The organism is uncultured Amnibacterium sp. (genome assembly GCF_964250715.1).
Classification (GTDB): domain Bacteria; phylum Actinomycetota; class Actinomycetes; order Actinomycetales; family Microbacteriaceae; genus Amnibacterium.
Genome location: NZ_CAXUGX010000010.1, coordinates 124,112 through 139,157 on the forward strand (window position 1 = coordinate 124,112; position 15,046 = coordinate 139,157).

A 15,046-nucleotide genomic window follows, 5' to 3' on the forward strand; every position below is an offset into this window, starting at 1 on the left:
CCGCCGGGGTCGCTGCGGTGCGCTGCTCCGTCACGCGGGCTCCCGCGACGCTGCCTCCCGGCGGATGCGCGGGCCCAGGCGGGTGACGATCTCGTAGTCGATGGTCTCGGCCCAGCGCGCCCAGTCCGCGGCTCCCGGCGCGCCGGTGGCGGGATCGCCGAACAGCACGACCTGGTCGCCGAGCGCGACCGGGTCGTCGCCCACATCGACGACGAACTGGTCCATCGCGATGCGGCCGCGAACCGGTCGACGGGCGCCGTTCAACTGCACCTGGGCGCGGTTCGATGCCGAACGCGGCACGCCGTCGGCGTACCCGACCGGCACGAGCGCCAGCGTCGTGGGCGCCGTCGCCCGCCAGGTGGAGTCGTACGAGACGGCGGAACCGGCCTGAATGCGCCGCACCGCGGCGACGCGGGAGGTCAGCGTCATCGCCGGGGTCAGCGGTGGTCCGCCGCTGACCGGCGGCAGTCCGTACGCGGCGATGCCGATGCGGACCATGGAGTAGGGGCTCTGGTCGTGCCGGATGGAGGCGGCCGATGCCGACAAGTGGGTCAGCTCGGGCCGCAGACCCGCCTGCTGCGCCTTGCTGCGGGCCTCGGCGAACCGAGCGGCCGCGGCGGCGTCCTCCGCGTCGGAGGCGTTGGCGAGGTGGCTGAACAGGCCGCGCACGTACAGGGTCCCGTCCCCCTCGGCGATCGCGGCGAGCCGGAAGACGTCGGACCACTCCTCCGGTGCCACGCCGTTGCGGCTGAGGCCCGTGTCGAGCTTCACCTGCACCGCGGCGCCGGGCGCGGTCGCGATCACCCGCTGCAACTGCTGCACCGACGACACACCGATGTCGATGTGCGCGGCGGCGGCGGCTCCGAAGTGCGCGTCGGGGTCGTGCAGCCAGGCCAGCAGCGGGGCGTCGACACCGGCGGCTCGTAACGCGAGCGCCTCATCGACGTCCGCGACGCCCAGCCAGTCGGCGCCGCCGGCGAGCGCCGCGCGGGCGGCCGTGAGCGCCCCGTGGCCGTAGCCGTCCGCCTTGACCACGACCATGATCGACGGGGTTCCGGCGTGCCGATGCACGGCGCGCACGTTCGCCACGATCGCGGCGGCGTCGATGCGGGCCACCCGATGCGGCGCGGCGCTGCCGGACGCGGCCGCCGCCATCAGATCCGCTCCAGCACCACGAAGGCGCTCGCGATACCCGCATCGTGGCTGAGCGACAGGTGCGGCGCCGAGGCGCCGAGCTGCTGCAGGCGCTCGGCCACCCCTCCGCTGACGGCGAAGGACGGCTTGCCGAGGTCGTCGGTGACGACGACCATGTCGTGCCAGTGCAAGCCGGCGGAGTCGCCCACCGCCTTGATCAGCGCCTCCTTCGCCGCGAACCGCGCGGCGAGCGAGCTGAGCGGCAGACCTCGTTCGCCGTCGGCGAACAGCCTCGGGGCGAGCCCCGGCGACCGGTCGAGGGACCGGCCGAACCGGGCGATGTCGACCACATCGACGCCGATCCCGACGATCATGGCCGCCGCGCCCGCATCACTCGACCGTGACGGACTTGGCGAGATTGCGCGGCTGGTCCACGTCGAGCCCCTTGGCGGCGGCGAGCTCCAGGGCGAAGCGCTGCAAGGGCGCGACCGCGAGCAGCGGCTCGAACATCGGGCCCGCGAGCGGGATGCGCACCACCTCGTCGGCGTAGGGCAGCACGGCGACGTCGCCGGCCTCGGCGATGGCGAGCACGTAGGCGCCCCGGGCGCGGATCTCCTGGATGTTCGAGACCACCTTCGGGTGCAGGCTGCCGCTGTCACGGGGACTCGGGACGATGACGAACACCCGCTGACCGGGCTCGATCAGGGCGATGGGCCCGTGCTTCAACTCCCCCGCCGCGAAGCCCTCGGCGTGGATGTAGGCCAGCTCCTTCAGCTTCAGCGCGCCCTCCAACGCGACGGGGTACCCGGCGTGCCGGCCGAGGAACAGCACCGACCGGGTGTCGGACATGGCCCTCGCCAGGTCGCGGATCGCATTGCCGTCGTCCACCACCTGCCGCAGCTTGGCCGGGAGCGCCTGCAACTCTGCGACGAGCGGTGCGATCCCTGCGTCGTCGAGCGCGCCGCGCACCCGCGCCAGGTGCAGGCCGAGCAGGTAGAGCGCGGCCACCTGAGCGGTGAACGCCTTCGTGCTGGCGACCGCCACCTCGGGGCCGGCCCGCGTGTACAGCACGGCGTCGGACTCCCTGGGGATCGTGGCGCCCTGGGTGTTGCAGATGGCCAGTGTGGGAGCCCCGCGCGAGCGGGCGTACTTGACCGCCATCAGGGTGTCCATCGTTTCGCCCGACTGGCTGATCGAGACCACCAGCGTCCGGGCGTCCAGCACCGGGTCGCGGTAGCGGAACTCGTGCGCCAGCTCCACCTCCACCGGCACCGCGGCCCACTTCTCGATCGCGTACTTGCCGAGCATGCCCGCGTAGGCGGCGGTGCCGGCGCCGAGTACGACGATGCGGCTGATGTCGTTCAGCGCGGCCGCGTCGAACACCGGCTCGATCTCCGTCAGCGTGACGACGTCGCCCCGGATGCGGCCGAGCAGGGTCTGGGCGAGCGCATCCGGCTCCTCGCTGATCTCCTTGGCCATGAAACTGGACCAGCCGCCCTTGTCGGCAGCGGAGGCGTCCCACGCCACTTCATATTCCTCGCCGTCTATGGGCGTACCGTCGAAGTCGGTCAGCTCGATGCCGTCGGCGCGGATGGCGACGATCTGGTCCTGCCCGATCGCCATCGCCCGGCGGGTGAACTCCACGAAGGCGGCCACGTCGGAGCCGAGGAACATCTCGCCCTCGCCGATGCCGACGACCAGCGGCGAGTTGCGCCGGGCCCCCACGACCACTCCGGGTTCGTCGGCGTGCACCGCCAGCAGGGTGAACGCGCCATGCAGCCGACCGACCACCGCCCGGAAGGCGAGCAGCAGATCGCCCCGCCTGCGGTATTCGCGGCCCAGCAGCACCGCCGCGATCTCGGTGTCGGTCTCGCTGCTGAAGGTGTATCCGTCGGCGGTGAGCTCGTCGCGCAGCTCGGCGTAGTTCTCGATGATCCCGTTGTGGATCAGGGCCAGCCTGCCGTCGTCGCCCAGGTGCGGATGCGCGTTGCGATCCGTCGGCCCCCCGTGGGTGGCCCACCGGGTGTGACCGATGCCGGTACCGGCATGTGGCAGCGGCGATGCGATCAGGTCGTCGGTCAGCACGCTGAGCTTGCCCGCGCGCTTATGGGTGTGCAGTGCTCCCTGACCGTCGAGCAGGGCGATGCCCGCGGAGTCGTATCCGCGGTACTCCAGCCGCTTCAGACCGCCGGTCAGCACGTCGACGGCGTCACGCGAGCCCACGTAGCCGACGATCCCGCACATCGGGCCGAGTGTACCGACGGCGCAGGCGGCGTCCTCGCGGGCGCGCTCGATACGATCGGCGGCATGTCCGAGAAGGGCACGACCGACACCCACGCGCCGAGCCCCTTCATCGAGATCGACCGGGACGCGTGGGCCGCCCTCGCGCCGCACGCCGGACCCCAGCTGTCGGAGACGGAGCTGCACCGGCTGCGCGGGCTGGGCGAGCCGCTCGACGCGCGCGAGGTCGCCGAGGTGTACCTGCCGCTCAGTCGCCTGCTCAGCCTGTACGCGGTGGGCGCCCGCAGCCTGCGGGAGCGGACGACCGCCTTCCTCGGCGAACGGGCGGGTGCGACTCCGTTCATCATCGGCGTGGCGGGCTCGGTCGCGGTCGGCAAGTCCACGGTGGCCCGCCTGCTGCGCGAGCTGCTGGCGCACTGGCCGGACACCCCCCGGGTCGAACTGGTGCCGACCGACGGCTTCCTGCTGCCGAATTCCGAGCTGGAGCGCCGGGGCATCCTGGAGCGCAAGGGCTTCCCGGAGTCGTACGACCGGCGGGCGCTCCTGCGCTTCGTCACGGCGGTGAAGAGCGGCGCGGCCGAGGTGCGGGCCCCGTTCTACTCCCACGACAGCTACGACATCGTGGCCGGAGCCGAGATCGTCGTGCGACGGCCCGACGTGCTGATCGTGGAGGGGCTGAACGTGCTGCAGCCGCCGGTGGGCGCCGGGCTGGCGGTCAGCGACCTGTTCGACTTCAGCGTCTACGTGGACGCCCGAACCGCCGACATCGCCGACTGGTACGTCGAGCGCTTCCGCCGCCTTCAGACCGCGGCGTTCGCGAACCCCGGGTCCTACTTCCACCGCTACGCGGCGCTGGCGGAGCCGGAGGCCCGGGCGACCGCCGCCGGCATCTGGGCCGCCATCAACGAACCGAACCTGCGGCAGAACATCCTGCCCACCCGCTCCCGCGCCACCCTGGTGCTGCGCAAGAGCGCCGACCACGGGGTGCGCAGCGTGCTGCTGCGCAAGATCTGACCCGCGGCCAGGCCCACCGGTCCGCCGAGGAATTCAGGAGAGTTCGAGTTCCGGAGCCGGATCCGGCCCGCTTTCGCCTTCATTCCGCGATTTCTCCTGAATTCCTCGGAGTACAGGAGGGGGTTCAGGAGGGGGTTCAGGAGGATGCAGGCAGCCGGTGCAGCGCTCCCAGCGGGGCGCCGCCGCGGTCGTAGAGGACCAGGTCGTCGCCGTCCAGCCGGACGGATCCGGCCGAATCGATGGACGTCACGGTGTCGGCGACCGTCGCGACCGGTTGCGGCGGCTGTTGGCAGCCCACCAGGGTCGTGGCGTATCCGACGGTGAGCAGCACACCGCTTTCGAGCAGTCGGTATGCGCCGCTGTGCCCGTTCGCGCAGCGGGTCGTCGCGGACCACGCGCCGTCGGCGGTGAAGGCGACCGACGCATCCTTCGGATCGACGTCCGATCGTCCCCACCGCCCGACCAGCTCCTGCGGCCGCACCGCGTGCACACCAGGCCCGGGCACCACGTCGGCGAGGCGCCTCCGCTCCCAGGACGTCACGACGGGTGCGTCGGTGAAGTAGTTCTTGGCAACGGGCGGCGTGCCGTCCCGCACGAGCCGGGCGGTGACGCGCCCCGCAGCGTCACGCAGCAGCCAGCCGTCGCCGTCGCGGTCGAAGGCAGCCGCGGTCGTGAGCCAGGGAGCGGACGGCCTGTCGCCGACACTCGTCGACCAGCCCGTGAGCAGCGCCAGCATCCCGTTGCCCTCGGTGCTCCACGCCAGGTTCACCGCCCCCTTCGGGCGAAGTATCTGGAGCGACGCTCCGTCGACCCGCAGCCAGGTCGCCTCCGCTTCACCGGCCGCGCCGCGGACCCGCCAGACCGTCGGCATCAGGTCGATGGCGGTGGCGGTGGCGGAGGCGGAGGAGGAGGAGGAGGCGCCCGGCGACGGTGTGCTGAGCGAGGAGGTGCTGGGCGACGGCGTGCTGTCGCCCAGGCTCGGCTCCGTTCCCGGCGAGCGATGGGCGCATCCGGTCGTACCGGCCAGCACTGCGATCACGATCACAGCCGCACACGACGATCGACGGATGGTCATGGCTGCTCCATTCCGTTGCGGGCACACAGGGTCGCCGGGCGCGAGTCCTTCACGAACACCTGAAGTCGGCCGGCGTCGTCGCGGCACGCCACCAGGTCGCGGGCGCCGGCAGCGGAGAGCTCGCTCGGGGCCGGCTGGTTCCGCGGCTCATCCGACTGTTCCGCGCATGCGGCGACCGCCGAGCGAGCCGTCGCTGCGCCCTGCAGCTGCACCGTCCGGAACGACGAGGTCCGCAACGAGGAGCCGTGGCATTCGACGAGGGAGGTCCGCTCAGCCGTGGATCCCGCGCCGCTTCCACTGCTCGCCGCTATCGACGCGCCGTGACCGAACTGCGTGAGCAGCAGGCCGAAGCCGCCGACGAGGAGCACAGCGGTCACGGCGACGGTCGCGCCCGCCCGTCGCTGTGCGCGGCGCTGCTCGATACGCCGCAGCACCTGACCGGCCATGCGATCCACCTGGGCTTCGGACGCGAGATCGTCCATCAGCGCTCCTCCTCCCCCACGGCATCCCGGCTCCCGACAAGGTCCCGACGCAGTCGCGCCCTCGATCGGCTCAACCGGTTGCGGACCGCCGAGACGGTCAGGCCGAGTCGGGTTGCGGCGTCGCCGTAGCTCAGGTCCTCCACCAGGCAGAGCCGCGCGACCGCGGCATCCAGCTCGGGAAGCCGGGCGAACGCCCGCTCGACGACCTCGGCGACCGCCGCGGCCGGCCCGTCCACCGTCTGCTCACCGTGCTCGGGGAGTGCCGCGACCGGCACCTCACGCCGGGCCCGGCGCTGCAGTGCCCGGCGGCGGTTGGCGGCCAGCTGCTTGACGCTGACGATCAACCACGGCAACGCCGAGTCGCCGACGAAGCGGAGTCGCGCCCGCTTGGTCCACAGCAGGAGGAACGCGTCCTGCACCAGCTCCTCCGCGTCGTGCACCGTCCCCACTTCGCGGTAGGCGATCGCGTAGAGCACCCCGCCGTGCCTGCGGGTCAGGAAGGCGAACGTCGCTCCGGCCGCCGGATCGGCAGCGAGCAGCTCGCGGTCGGACGGCTCCGCTCGCTCCACGCCCCGCCTCCTCTTCCGTGCCGTGCTCACCCTGGCTCACGTCGACGCCGGCCGCCTGCTGCGCCGGACCAATCGCCGCGCTCCGAGTACCACGATCACGATGACGGCAAGCGCGATCAGCCACGGCAGCAGCACGCCGACCATCACGACGGCCCAGCCCAGCGCTGAGACCAGACCGTCGAAGCCCGCCCCGAAACCGCTGGCGAAGGTGTCCGGCGCAGGAGCTGCCACGGCGCCCGGCGAGCGGATGGTGACCGACAGCGTCGAGAAGGCGATCTGGTCGGTCAGGCCCTTCTGGTCCGCGAGCAGCTGCTCCAGGTCCGTCTGCCGCTTGGTCAGGCTGCTCTCGATCTGCACGAGATCGGTCGTGGTGGTCGACTTCGCCAGCAGCGCCTGCAGGCGGGTGATGGAGGTGCGCAGCCCGGCCAGCCGCACGGCGTAGTCGGTGACCCGCGAGGTCATGTCCGTCGACCGCACCGAGACGTCGAGCACTTTCCCCTGCCGCTCGATCGCCTTCAGCGTCGCGGGGAAGGTATCCGCGGGGATCCGCACCGTCAGGTCGGCGGAGCCACGACGGCCGTTGGGGTGCTCGTCCTCGGTCTGCACCCGGCCGCCGGCGCCGGTCACGATGGCGGCGATGTCTCGCCCAGCACCGATCGCATCCGCCGCGCTCAGCTGCAGATCGCCGGTGATCGTGATGGAACGGTCGACGGACGCCTTCTGGATACCGCCCGCCGCGCTCGCCGCTGCCTGGTCGGCGACCGCACCTCCCGTACCGCCCCCAGCGGCCGATGCCGCACCCGTCGCGGCACTCGTGCATCCCGTGAGTAGCCCGATGCCCAGCAGTGCGAGCAGAACGAGGCCGGTGCGTCGCGCCGATCGTGGTCCGGCGCGGCGCGAGCGGGTCGAGTCCTGCGGGGAACGGCTGCTGCCGAGCGTCTCCATACCCTGGCATGTGCGGTCGAACCGGGATCGTCTCACCGAGTTCGCCCTGCGTGACCACCGAGGAATCCAGCGCCGAGGAATTCAGGCGATCCCGAGTTCCGGACCTCGATCCGGCCCGCTTTCGCCTTCATCCCTCGATTTCTCCTGAATTCCTCGGAACTCAGGCAGGACTGTCAGAGGGCCAGGCGCTCCCGCACGACACCGGCCAGCCGGCTCGCGACCGCCTGCGCGGTCATCTGGTCCGCCGCCTCCACCATCACCCGCACCACCGGCTCGGTCCCGGAGGGGCGCAGCAGTACGCGACCGGTGTCGCCGAGCGCCGATTCCTCGGCGGCGATCGCCTGCGCCAGGTGCGTATCGGAGCGCACGCGGTCGCGGTCCACCTCGCGCACGTTCAGCAGCACCTGCGGGTAGATCGTGACGGCGGAGGCCAGATCGGCCAGGGTGCGGCCGCTGCGGGCGACCTCGGCCATCAGGTGCAGCCCGGTCAGCAGCCCGTCGCCGGTGGTGGCGTGCGCGCTCATGATGACGTGGCCGGACTGCTCGCCGCCGAGCGACAGCCCCTCCGCTCCCAGGGTTTCGAGCACGTACCGGTCGCCGACGTTCGCCTCCAGCACGCGGATGCCCGCAGCGTGCATCGCGCGGTGCAGGCCCAGGTTGCTCATCACCGTGGCGACGAGGGTGTCGTCCTTCAGCACGCCGCGGTCTTTCATCGCGACCGCGAGGATCGCCATGATCTGATCGCCGTCCACGATGCGGCCGTCGGCGTCGACCGCCAGGCAGCGGTCCGCGTCGCCGTCGTGGGCGATGCCGGCGTCGGCGCCGTGGTGCACGACGGCGCGCGCCAGCGTGTCCAGGTGGGTGGAGCCGACCCCGTCGTTGATGTTCAGCCCGTCGGGATCGTTGCCGATCACGATCACCTTCGCGCCGGCGTCGGTGAACACCTGCGGCGAGACTCCGGCGGCGGCGCCGTTGGCGCAATCGAGCACGATCGTCAGGCCGTCCAACCGGTGCGGCAGCGAGCCGAGCAGGTGCAGGACGTAGCGGTCCTCGGCGTCCGCGAAGCGGCTGATCCGCCCGACGTCGGCGCCGATCGGGGCGAGCGGCTGCTCGGCCATCGCGGCCTCGATGCGGTCCTCCGTCTCGTCGGGCAGCTTGGTGCCGCCCTCGGCGAAGATCTTGATGCCGTTGTCCGGTGCCGGATTGTGGGATGCCGAGATCATCACGCCGAAGTCGGCCTCGAGGCTCGCGACCAGGTACGCGAGCGCAGGCGTGGGAATGACGCCGGCGTCGAACACGTCGACTCCGGAGCCGGCCAGTCCGGCCGCGACGGCGGCCCCGATGAACTCGCCGGACAGTCTGGGATCACGCGCAAGCACGGCGGTCGGGCGACGGCCGGCGCGGCGCGGACCCTCGCCGAGGACTCGCGCCGCGGCCTGCGCGAGTGAGAGCGCCGATTGCGGCGTGACGTCGCGGTTCGCGAGCCCACGCACGCCGTCGGTGCCGAAGAGTCGGCTCATGAGCGCGCCTGGAAGGGCGCGGTCAGCGCTTGGAGAACTGCGGCGCCTTGCGGGCCTTCTTCAGGCCGGCCTTCTTGCGCTCCTTGACCCGAGCGTCACGGCTGAGGAAGCCGGCCTTCTTCAGGCTCGCGCGGTTGTTCTCCTGGTCGATCTCGTTCAGGGCGCGGGCGATGCCGAGCCGGAGCGCCCCGGCCTGGCCGGACGGGCCACCACCTGAGATCTTTGCGATCACGTCGTAGCTGCCCGTGAGTTCGAGCACCGTGAACGGGTCGTTGATCAACTGCTGGTGCAGCTTGTTCGGAAAGTAGTCCGCGAACTCGCGGCCGTTGACGGTGATCGAGCCGGAGCCCGGTACCAGCCGAACGCGCGCAATTGCCTGCTTGCGCCGGCCGACTGCTCCGCCCGGCACGGTCAGCGCCGGGCGCGGGGTCGGCGCCACCTCGGCGGCGGGAGTCGCCGTGCTGAAGCTCGACGGCGTGTCGATGGAGTCTGCGATGCGTGCCATGAGTCTCGTCCCTCTGTCCGCGCTACTGCGCGACCTGGTTCAGCGTGTACGGCGTCGGCTGCTGCGCCGCGTGGGGGTGCTCCGGACCCGCGTAGACCTTCAGCTTCTTGATCTGGGCACGGCCGAGGGAGTTCTTCGGCAGCATGCCGCGGATGGACCGCTCGACGGTGCGCGCCGGCTGCTTCTCGAGCATCTCGGCGTAGTTCGTCGCGGTGAGACCGCCTGGGTAGCCGGAGTGGCGGTAGGCGAGCTTCTGATCCCGCTTGGATCCGGTGAGCGCGACCTTGTCCGCGTTCACGATGATCACGAAGTCGCCGGAGTCCATGTGCGGGGCGAAGGTGGCCTTGTGCTTGCCGCGCAGCAGCGCGGCGGCGTGGCTGGCGAGCCGACCGAGGACGACGTCGGTGGCGTCGATGACGAGCCAGTCGTGCTGGATCTCGCTCGCCTTGGGCGAGTAGGTGCGCGTCATGAAGGGGCGCTTTCTGTCTCGAGGTGGTCGTGTATCCCGCTCCGGTCGGCATTCCGCGACGTCCGGCCGGAGGGCCGGTGCGGAACCCCAGGGTGGAGGGCTCGAAGCCGCGCGACTGATGCGCGCGAACGGTCAAGGATAGCCCACGTCGGAGGTCGCAGGCACCACCGCGGTGGACCTCTTACGGAGACGAGAGCTCCGTGGCGAGCACCCGCAGGGCGCGGGTGTGCTCGGCTCGATCCGCCAGTTCCGCATCCGGCGGATATCCGACCTCGGTCAAGGTCAGGCCGCGCGCCGGGGCGACGGGGTATTCGCCCGACCGCACGGCGTCGCTCAGCAGTCGCGCCGGCCCGTCCGGGCGGAGTCGCCCGGTGCTGACCGCCAGGCAGGCGCCGACGATGCTGCGCACCATGCCGTGGCAGAACGCATCCGCCTGCAGCCGGGCGACGAGCACGCCGTCGTCCTCGCGCGCCCAGGAGAGGGATTGGAGGGTGCGGATCGTGGTGGCGAAGGGGCGCGGACGGCAGAACGCGGCGAAGTCGTGCAGGCCGGTGAGCGCGGCGGACGCGTCGACGATCGCGGCGTCGTCCATTCGCCGCGGCACCACCAGGGTGCGACGGCGCTGCAGCGGGTCGAGCACCGCCTCCGCGTCGGCGATCCGGTACTCGTAGCGCCGCCAGATCGCGCTGAAGCGCGCATCGAAGCCGGCCGGTGCGAGCGCCGACGCGCGGACCACCAGATCGCCGTCCGCACCGAGGACACCGTTCACCCGCCGAGCGACGCCGTCGGCGCCCACCCGTCGCAGCAGCGATTCCGCCTGCCCGGCCGTCAGGTCGAGATGGGCCACCTGCCCGGTGGCATGCACGCCGGCATCGGTGCGGCCCGCGGCGATCGGCCGCGGCGGCTGTCCGGGGCTGCGCGCGGCGGTGCCGAGCGCCTGCTCCAGCCGGCCCTGCACCGTGCGCTGGTCCCCGGCCTGGCGGGCCCAGCCGTGGAAGTCGGTGCCGTCGTAGGCGATGTCGAGGCGCAGCCGGATGGCGAAGTCCTCGTCCGTCGGTCGCTGCACCGCACCATGGTGGCGCAGGGCGGGCGGCAGGATGAGCGCATGCCGCTGCCCGTCGACCTGCCGATCGAACCGATGCTCGCCAAGGCCGTCGCCACCGTGCCCGAGCGGGCGCCCGGCGGCGGCGCGCTGCTGTACGAGCCGAAGTGGGACGGCTTCCGCGCGATCGTCGCGTTCGACGGCCAGACCGTCGAGATCGGCAGCCGCGGCGGCAAGTCGTTGACGCGGTACTTCCCCGACCTGGTCGACGCCTTCGCGACCGCCCTGCCGGGCCCGTGCGTACTGGACGGCGAGGTGATCGTGCGGCGCGGCGAGTCCGGAGCGGAGCGCCTGGACTGGGAGGCGCTCTCGCAGCGCATCCACCCGGCTGCCTCACGGGTGGCGAAGCTGGCGCAGGAGACGCCCGCGTCCTTCGTGGCGTTCGACCTGCTGGCGGATGCCGATCGCGGCATGTTGGAGCTGCCGTTCGGGGACCGGCGCGCCGCGCTGGAGTCGTTCCTCGGCGCACCGGCCGCTCCGCTGCACCTGACGCAGGTCACGAGCGACGCCGAACTGGCGACGCGCTGGCTCACGACGTTCGAGGGCGCCGGCCTGGACGGAATCGTCGCAAAACCGGTCGACGCCCCTTACACCCCCGGCAAGCGGGTGATGCTCAAGGTGAAGCACGCGCGCACCGCCGACGTGGTGGTCACCGGCTACCGCACGCACGCGAGCGGTACGGGGGTCGGCTCGCTGCTGCTCGGGTTGTATACCGATGACGGCACATTGGCCCACGTGGGCGGGGTCTCCGCGTTCAGCGACGTGCGCCGTCGGCAGTTGGTCGACGAGCTGGCGCCACTGCTGCTGCGCGACGACCACGGCGAGCCGGTGCGCCAGCAGGGTGAGAAGAACCGCTTCAACTCCGCGAAGGACGTCTCCTTCGCCGTGCTCCGTCCGGAGCGGGTGATGGAGGTGCGGTACGACCAGATGGAAGGCAGCCGCTTTCGGCATACGGCCCAGTTCGAGCGCTGGCGCCCGGACCGCGAGCCCCGCTCCTGCACGTTCGAGCAGCTGGAGGTGCCGACGGCGTACGACCTGGCCTCGATCCTCCGATAGCCCCTCCGCTCGTTCTTCCGCTCGCTCCTCCGCTGCCGCCTCAGCGGCTCCCACCACAGCACGACAACAGGACAGGGTCTCGACAGCAGGCTGCTGGTCGACCAGCTACCTGCCAGCAGGACCTGGTCCTGCTGTTGTGCTCCGGCATGCGCGGGTCAGGAGGCGGCGTCGGCGGGCGGGCGGGCCCGGGAGGGTTGCACGCGCGGCGGTTCGCCCGGCATCTTGGGGTAGTCGGGCGGGAACGGCAGCTCGCCCTCCCCGCGCTGCAGGTCCCGCTCCCACCACTGCAGCAGCACGCCGAGCGAGCCGGCGGCGTCCGACATCGTCGCCCACGGGTCCCCGGTCGCGGCCAGGCGATCCGGCATGGTCTGCACGGTGAAGGCGCCCGGATCCACGCCGTCGGCCAGCTCGTCCCAGGTCACCGGGCACGACACTGTCGCGGCAGGCAGCGCCCGCGGGCTGTAGGCGCCGGCGATGGTGCGGTCGCGCGCCGCCTGATTGAAGTCCAGGAAGATCCGCTCGCCGCGCAGCTCCTTCCACCAGTCCACGGTCACCGTGTCCGGGGTGCGGCGAGCCAGCTCGCGGGCGGCGGCGATCACCGCGTGCCGCACGTCGAGGAATTCGTGCTCCGGTCGGATCGGCGCGTACAGGTGCAGGCCGCGGTTGCCGGACGTCTTCACGAACGCCGTCAGCCCGGCCTCGGCCAGCACGTCGCGCATCCCGAACGCCGCCGTCGTCGCCTCTGCGAAGCCGGTCCCGGGCTGCGGGTCCAGGTCGATGCGCAGCTGGTCGGGAAAGTCGGAGGTCTCCGCCCGCGACGGCCAGGCGTGGAAGACCACCGTGTTCATCTGCGCCGCCCACACGGCGCCGGCGATCTCGTCGATGATCAACTGCGGATGGGCCCGGGCGCTCGGGTAGGTGACGACGACCGAGCGCAGGTAGTCGGGCGCGCCACGCGGCGGGTTCTTGGAGAAGAAATGCTCGCCGTGCACATCGCCGCCGAACCGTTGCAGCGAGATCGGCCGACCGCCGTTCGCCGCCAGGAACGCCGGACCGACGGCGATCAGGTACTGGGCCAGGTCCAGCTTGGTGATACCCACCTCGGGCCAGACCACCCGCGACGGGCTGGAGACACGCACCTCGCGGTCCCCGTGCGGACCGGGCACGGTCACGGTGGTCGCCTCGCTCGCCATGGGCCGACCCTACGGGGCGAGGCCGCTCGTCCGGGGAGGGGGACGGCGGGAACGGCGCTGCGGACGCGAAGGAGGCCACCCGCCGGGTGGCGGATGGCCTCAGCGCACACTCGAGCTCGCGGTCAGCAGCGCGTCAGTTCGTGACGGTCGGCGGAGCGTCGTCGTCGGGCTTCGGCTCGTCCGCGGTGGGCGCCTCCGGAGCCTCCGTGCCCGCGGCGGTCTCGGCCGCGTCGGCCTCGACCTCCTCGGCAGCAGGCGTCGCCGACTCAGCGGGTGTCCCGTCCGAAACCTCCTCCGATACCTCCAGGGTCTCGGAGTCCTCAACCGGCACCTCGTCGGCCGCAGGCGTCTCGCCGGGCTCCGGCGCGATCGTCTCCGGCTCGGTCGGCGCTGCCGCGGCGGGCGTCGCGCGGCGAGCGCGGGCGGGTGCCGCGCGCTTCGGCGTCACCGGCTCCAGCACCAGCTCGATGACGGCCATCGGAGCGTTGTCGCCCTTGCGGAACCCCGTCTTCGTGATGCGGGTGTAGCCGCCCTGCCGGTCCTGCACCTGCGGCGCGATCTCGGTGAACAGCTCGTGCACCACACCCTTGTCGGTGATGGTGCTCAGCACCCGGCGGCGGGCGTGCAGGTCGCCGCGCTTGGCGAAGGTCACCATGCGCTCGGCCAGCGGACGCATCCGCTTGGCCTTGGCCTCGGTGGTCTGGATGGACTTGTACGTGAACAGCTGCGCCGTCAGGTTGGCCAGCATCAGCCGCTCATGGGCCGGGCCGCCGCCCAGGCGCGGTCCCTTGGTGGGCTTGGGCATGACTCAGCTCTCCTCGTCGTCATAGGCGGAGTAGAAGTGCGCGCCGTCGAAGCCGGGGACGGCGTCCTTCAGGCTCAGGCCCAACTCGACGAGCTTGTCCTTCACCTCGTCGACCGACTTCTGGCCGAAGTTGCGGATGTTCATCAGCTGCGTCTCGGACAGCGCCACCAGCTCGCTGACGGTGTTGATGCCCTCGCGCTTCAGGCAGTTGTAGGACCGCACGGACAGGTCCAGGTCCTCGATCGGCATGGACAGCTCGCTGGAGGCGATCGCGTCGATCGGGGCCGGCCCGATCTCGATGCCCTCGGCGGCGCTGTTCAGCTCGCGGGCCAGACCGAACAGCTCGGTCAGCGTGCGGCCGGCGGAGGCGATCGCGTCGCGCGGGCTGATGGCCGGCTTCGTCTCCACGTCCACGACCAGGCGGTCGAAGTCGGTGCGCTCACCGGCACGGGTCGCCTCGACGCGGTACGTCACCTTGAGCACCGGCGAGTAGATCGAGTCGATCGGGATCTGACCGGCTTCGCTGAACTCGCTGCGGTTCTGCGTGGCGGAGACGTAGCCGCGGCCACGCTCCACGGTCAGCTCCAGGTCGAAGCGGGCCTTGTCGTTCAGGGTGGCGATCAGCAGGTCGGGGTTGTGGATCTCGACACCCGCCGGAGCGGAGATGTCCGCCGCGGTGACGGCGCCAGCGCTCTGCTTGCGCAGGTACGCGGTGATCGGCTCGTCGTGCTCGCTGGAGACGACCAGGCCCTTGATGTTCAGGATGATCTCGGTGACGTCCTCCTTCACCCCGGGGATCGTCGTGAACTCGTGCTGCACCCCCTCGAGGCGGATGCTGGTGACCGCGGCGCCCGGAATGCTGGAGAGCAGCGTGCGACGCAGGGAGTTGCCGAGGGTGTAGCCGAAGCCCGGCTCGAGCGGCTCGATGACGAACCG

The 15,046-nt window shown here is 71.8% G+C and carries 16 protein-coding genes; 2 read left to right on the plus strand and 14 right to left on the minus strand.

Features of this window, described 5'->3' with window-relative positions:
- Window positions 1-30 precede the first annotated feature (30 nt).
- The 3 genes from alr to glmS are packed head-to-tail and all read right to left on the minus strand — an operon-like array spanning window position 31 to window position 3,378.
- The gene (alr, locus tag ACFE7H_RS11085; RefSeq protein WP_375401289.1) at window positions 31-1,155 is read right to left on the minus strand and encodes an alanine racemase; all 1,125 of its coding nucleotides are present in this window, start codon (window positions 1,153-1,155) and stop codon (window positions 31-33) included.
- Window positions 1,155-1,508, minus strand: coding sequence for a holo-ACP synthase (locus ACFE7H_RS11090; protein WP_375401290.1), 354 nt, complete (start codon window positions 1,506-1,508; stop codon window positions 1,155-1,157). The genes alr and ACFE7H_RS11090 overlap by 1 nt, the downstream gene beginning before the upstream one ends.
- A gap of 16 nt (window positions 1,509-1,524) precedes the next feature.
- Window positions 1,525-3,378, minus strand: coding sequence for a glutamine--fructose-6-phosphate transaminase (isomerizing) (gene glmS, locus ACFE7H_RS11095; protein WP_375401291.1), 1,854 nt, complete (start codon window positions 3,376-3,378; stop codon window positions 1,525-1,527).
- Between the two features lie 63 nt (window positions 3,379-3,441).
- Between glmS and coaA the strand changes: the two genes are divergently transcribed.
- Window positions 3,442-4,389: a type I pantothenate kinase gene (gene coaA / locus ACFE7H_RS11100; RefSeq protein ID WP_375401292.1), complete on the plus strand. Its 948-nt coding sequence runs from the start codon at window positions 3,442-3,444 to the stop codon at window positions 4,387-4,389.
- Between the two features lie 136 nt (window positions 4,390-4,525).
- Here coaA and ACFE7H_RS11105 read toward each other — a convergent pair whose 3' ends face one another.
- From ACFE7H_RS11105 to ACFE7H_RS11140, 8 genes are all read right to left on the minus strand, one after another.
- Window positions 4,526-5,464 (minus strand): hypothetical protein, encoded by a 939-nt coding sequence (locus tag ACFE7H_RS11105; protein ID WP_375401293.1) that lies wholly within the window; start codon window positions 5,462-5,464, stop codon window positions 4,526-4,528.
- Window positions 5,461-5,946: a hypothetical protein gene (locus tag ACFE7H_RS11110; protein WP_375401294.1), complete on the minus strand. Its 486-nt coding sequence runs from the start codon at window positions 5,944-5,946 to the stop codon at window positions 5,461-5,463. The genes ACFE7H_RS11105 and ACFE7H_RS11110 overlap by 4 nt, the downstream gene beginning before the upstream one ends.
- Window positions 5,946-6,515, minus strand: coding sequence for an RNA polymerase sigma factor (locus tag ACFE7H_RS11115; RefSeq protein ID WP_375401295.1), 570 nt, complete (start codon window positions 6,513-6,515; stop codon window positions 5,946-5,948). The genes ACFE7H_RS11110 and ACFE7H_RS11115 overlap by 1 nt, the downstream gene beginning before the upstream one ends.
- Window positions 6,516-6,551: 36 nt before the next feature.
- Entirely contained in the window at window positions 6,552-7,460 is a 909-nt protein-coding gene (locus ACFE7H_RS11120; protein ID WP_375401296.1) for a DUF4349 domain-containing protein, read from the minus strand.
- Between the two features lie 173 nt (window positions 7,461-7,633).
- Entirely contained in the window at window positions 7,634-8,980 is a 1,347-nt protein-coding gene (glmM, locus tag ACFE7H_RS11125; RefSeq protein ID WP_375401297.1) for a phosphoglucosamine mutase, read from the minus strand.
- Window positions 8,981-9,002: 22 nt separating this feature from the next.
- A complete protein-coding gene (gene rpsI / locus ACFE7H_RS11130) occupies window positions 9,003-9,485 on the minus strand; it encodes a 30S ribosomal protein S9 (RefSeq protein ID WP_375401298.1) in 483 nt (160 codons plus the stop codon).
- A 22-nt stretch (window positions 9,486-9,507) separates the two neighbouring features.
- Complete coding sequence (rplM, locus tag ACFE7H_RS11135) at window positions 9,508-9,954, minus strand: 50S ribosomal protein L13 (protein ID WP_375401299.1); 447 nt, start codon at window positions 9,952-9,954, stop codon at window positions 9,508-9,510.
- A gap of 181 nt (window positions 9,955-10,135) precedes the next feature.
- The gene (locus ACFE7H_RS11140) at window positions 10,136-11,020 is read right to left on the minus strand and encodes a tRNA pseudouridine synthase A (protein WP_375401300.1); all 885 of its coding nucleotides are present in this window, start codon (window positions 11,018-11,020) and stop codon (window positions 10,136-10,138) included.
- Between the two features lie 39 nt (window positions 11,021-11,059).
- Between ACFE7H_RS11140 and ACFE7H_RS11145 the strand changes: the two genes are divergently transcribed.
- Entirely contained in the window at window positions 11,060-12,112 is a 1,053-nt protein-coding gene (locus tag ACFE7H_RS11145; protein ID WP_375401301.1) for an ATP-dependent DNA ligase, read from the plus strand.
- Window positions 12,113-12,267: 155 nt separating this feature from the next.
- Here ACFE7H_RS11145 and ligD read toward each other — a convergent pair whose 3' ends face one another.
- The 3 genes from ligD to ACFE7H_RS11160 form a co-directional block, all read right to left on the minus strand.
- Window positions 12,268-13,305, minus strand: a complete 1,038-nt coding sequence (gene ligD / locus ACFE7H_RS11150) for a non-homologous end-joining DNA ligase (RefSeq protein ID WP_375401302.1) — start codon at window positions 13,303-13,305, stop codon at window positions 12,268-12,270.
- A 133-nt stretch (window positions 13,306-13,438) separates the two neighbouring features.
- Window positions 13,439-14,110: a 50S ribosomal protein L17 gene (gene rplQ / locus ACFE7H_RS11155; RefSeq protein WP_375401303.1), complete on the minus strand. Its 672-nt coding sequence runs from the start codon at window positions 14,108-14,110 to the stop codon at window positions 13,439-13,441.
- Between the two features lie 3 nt (window positions 14,111-14,113).
- The coding region (locus tag ACFE7H_RS11160; RefSeq protein ID WP_375401304.1) for a DNA-directed RNA polymerase subunit alpha at window positions 14,114-15,046 on the minus strand (933 nt) is incomplete at its 5' end.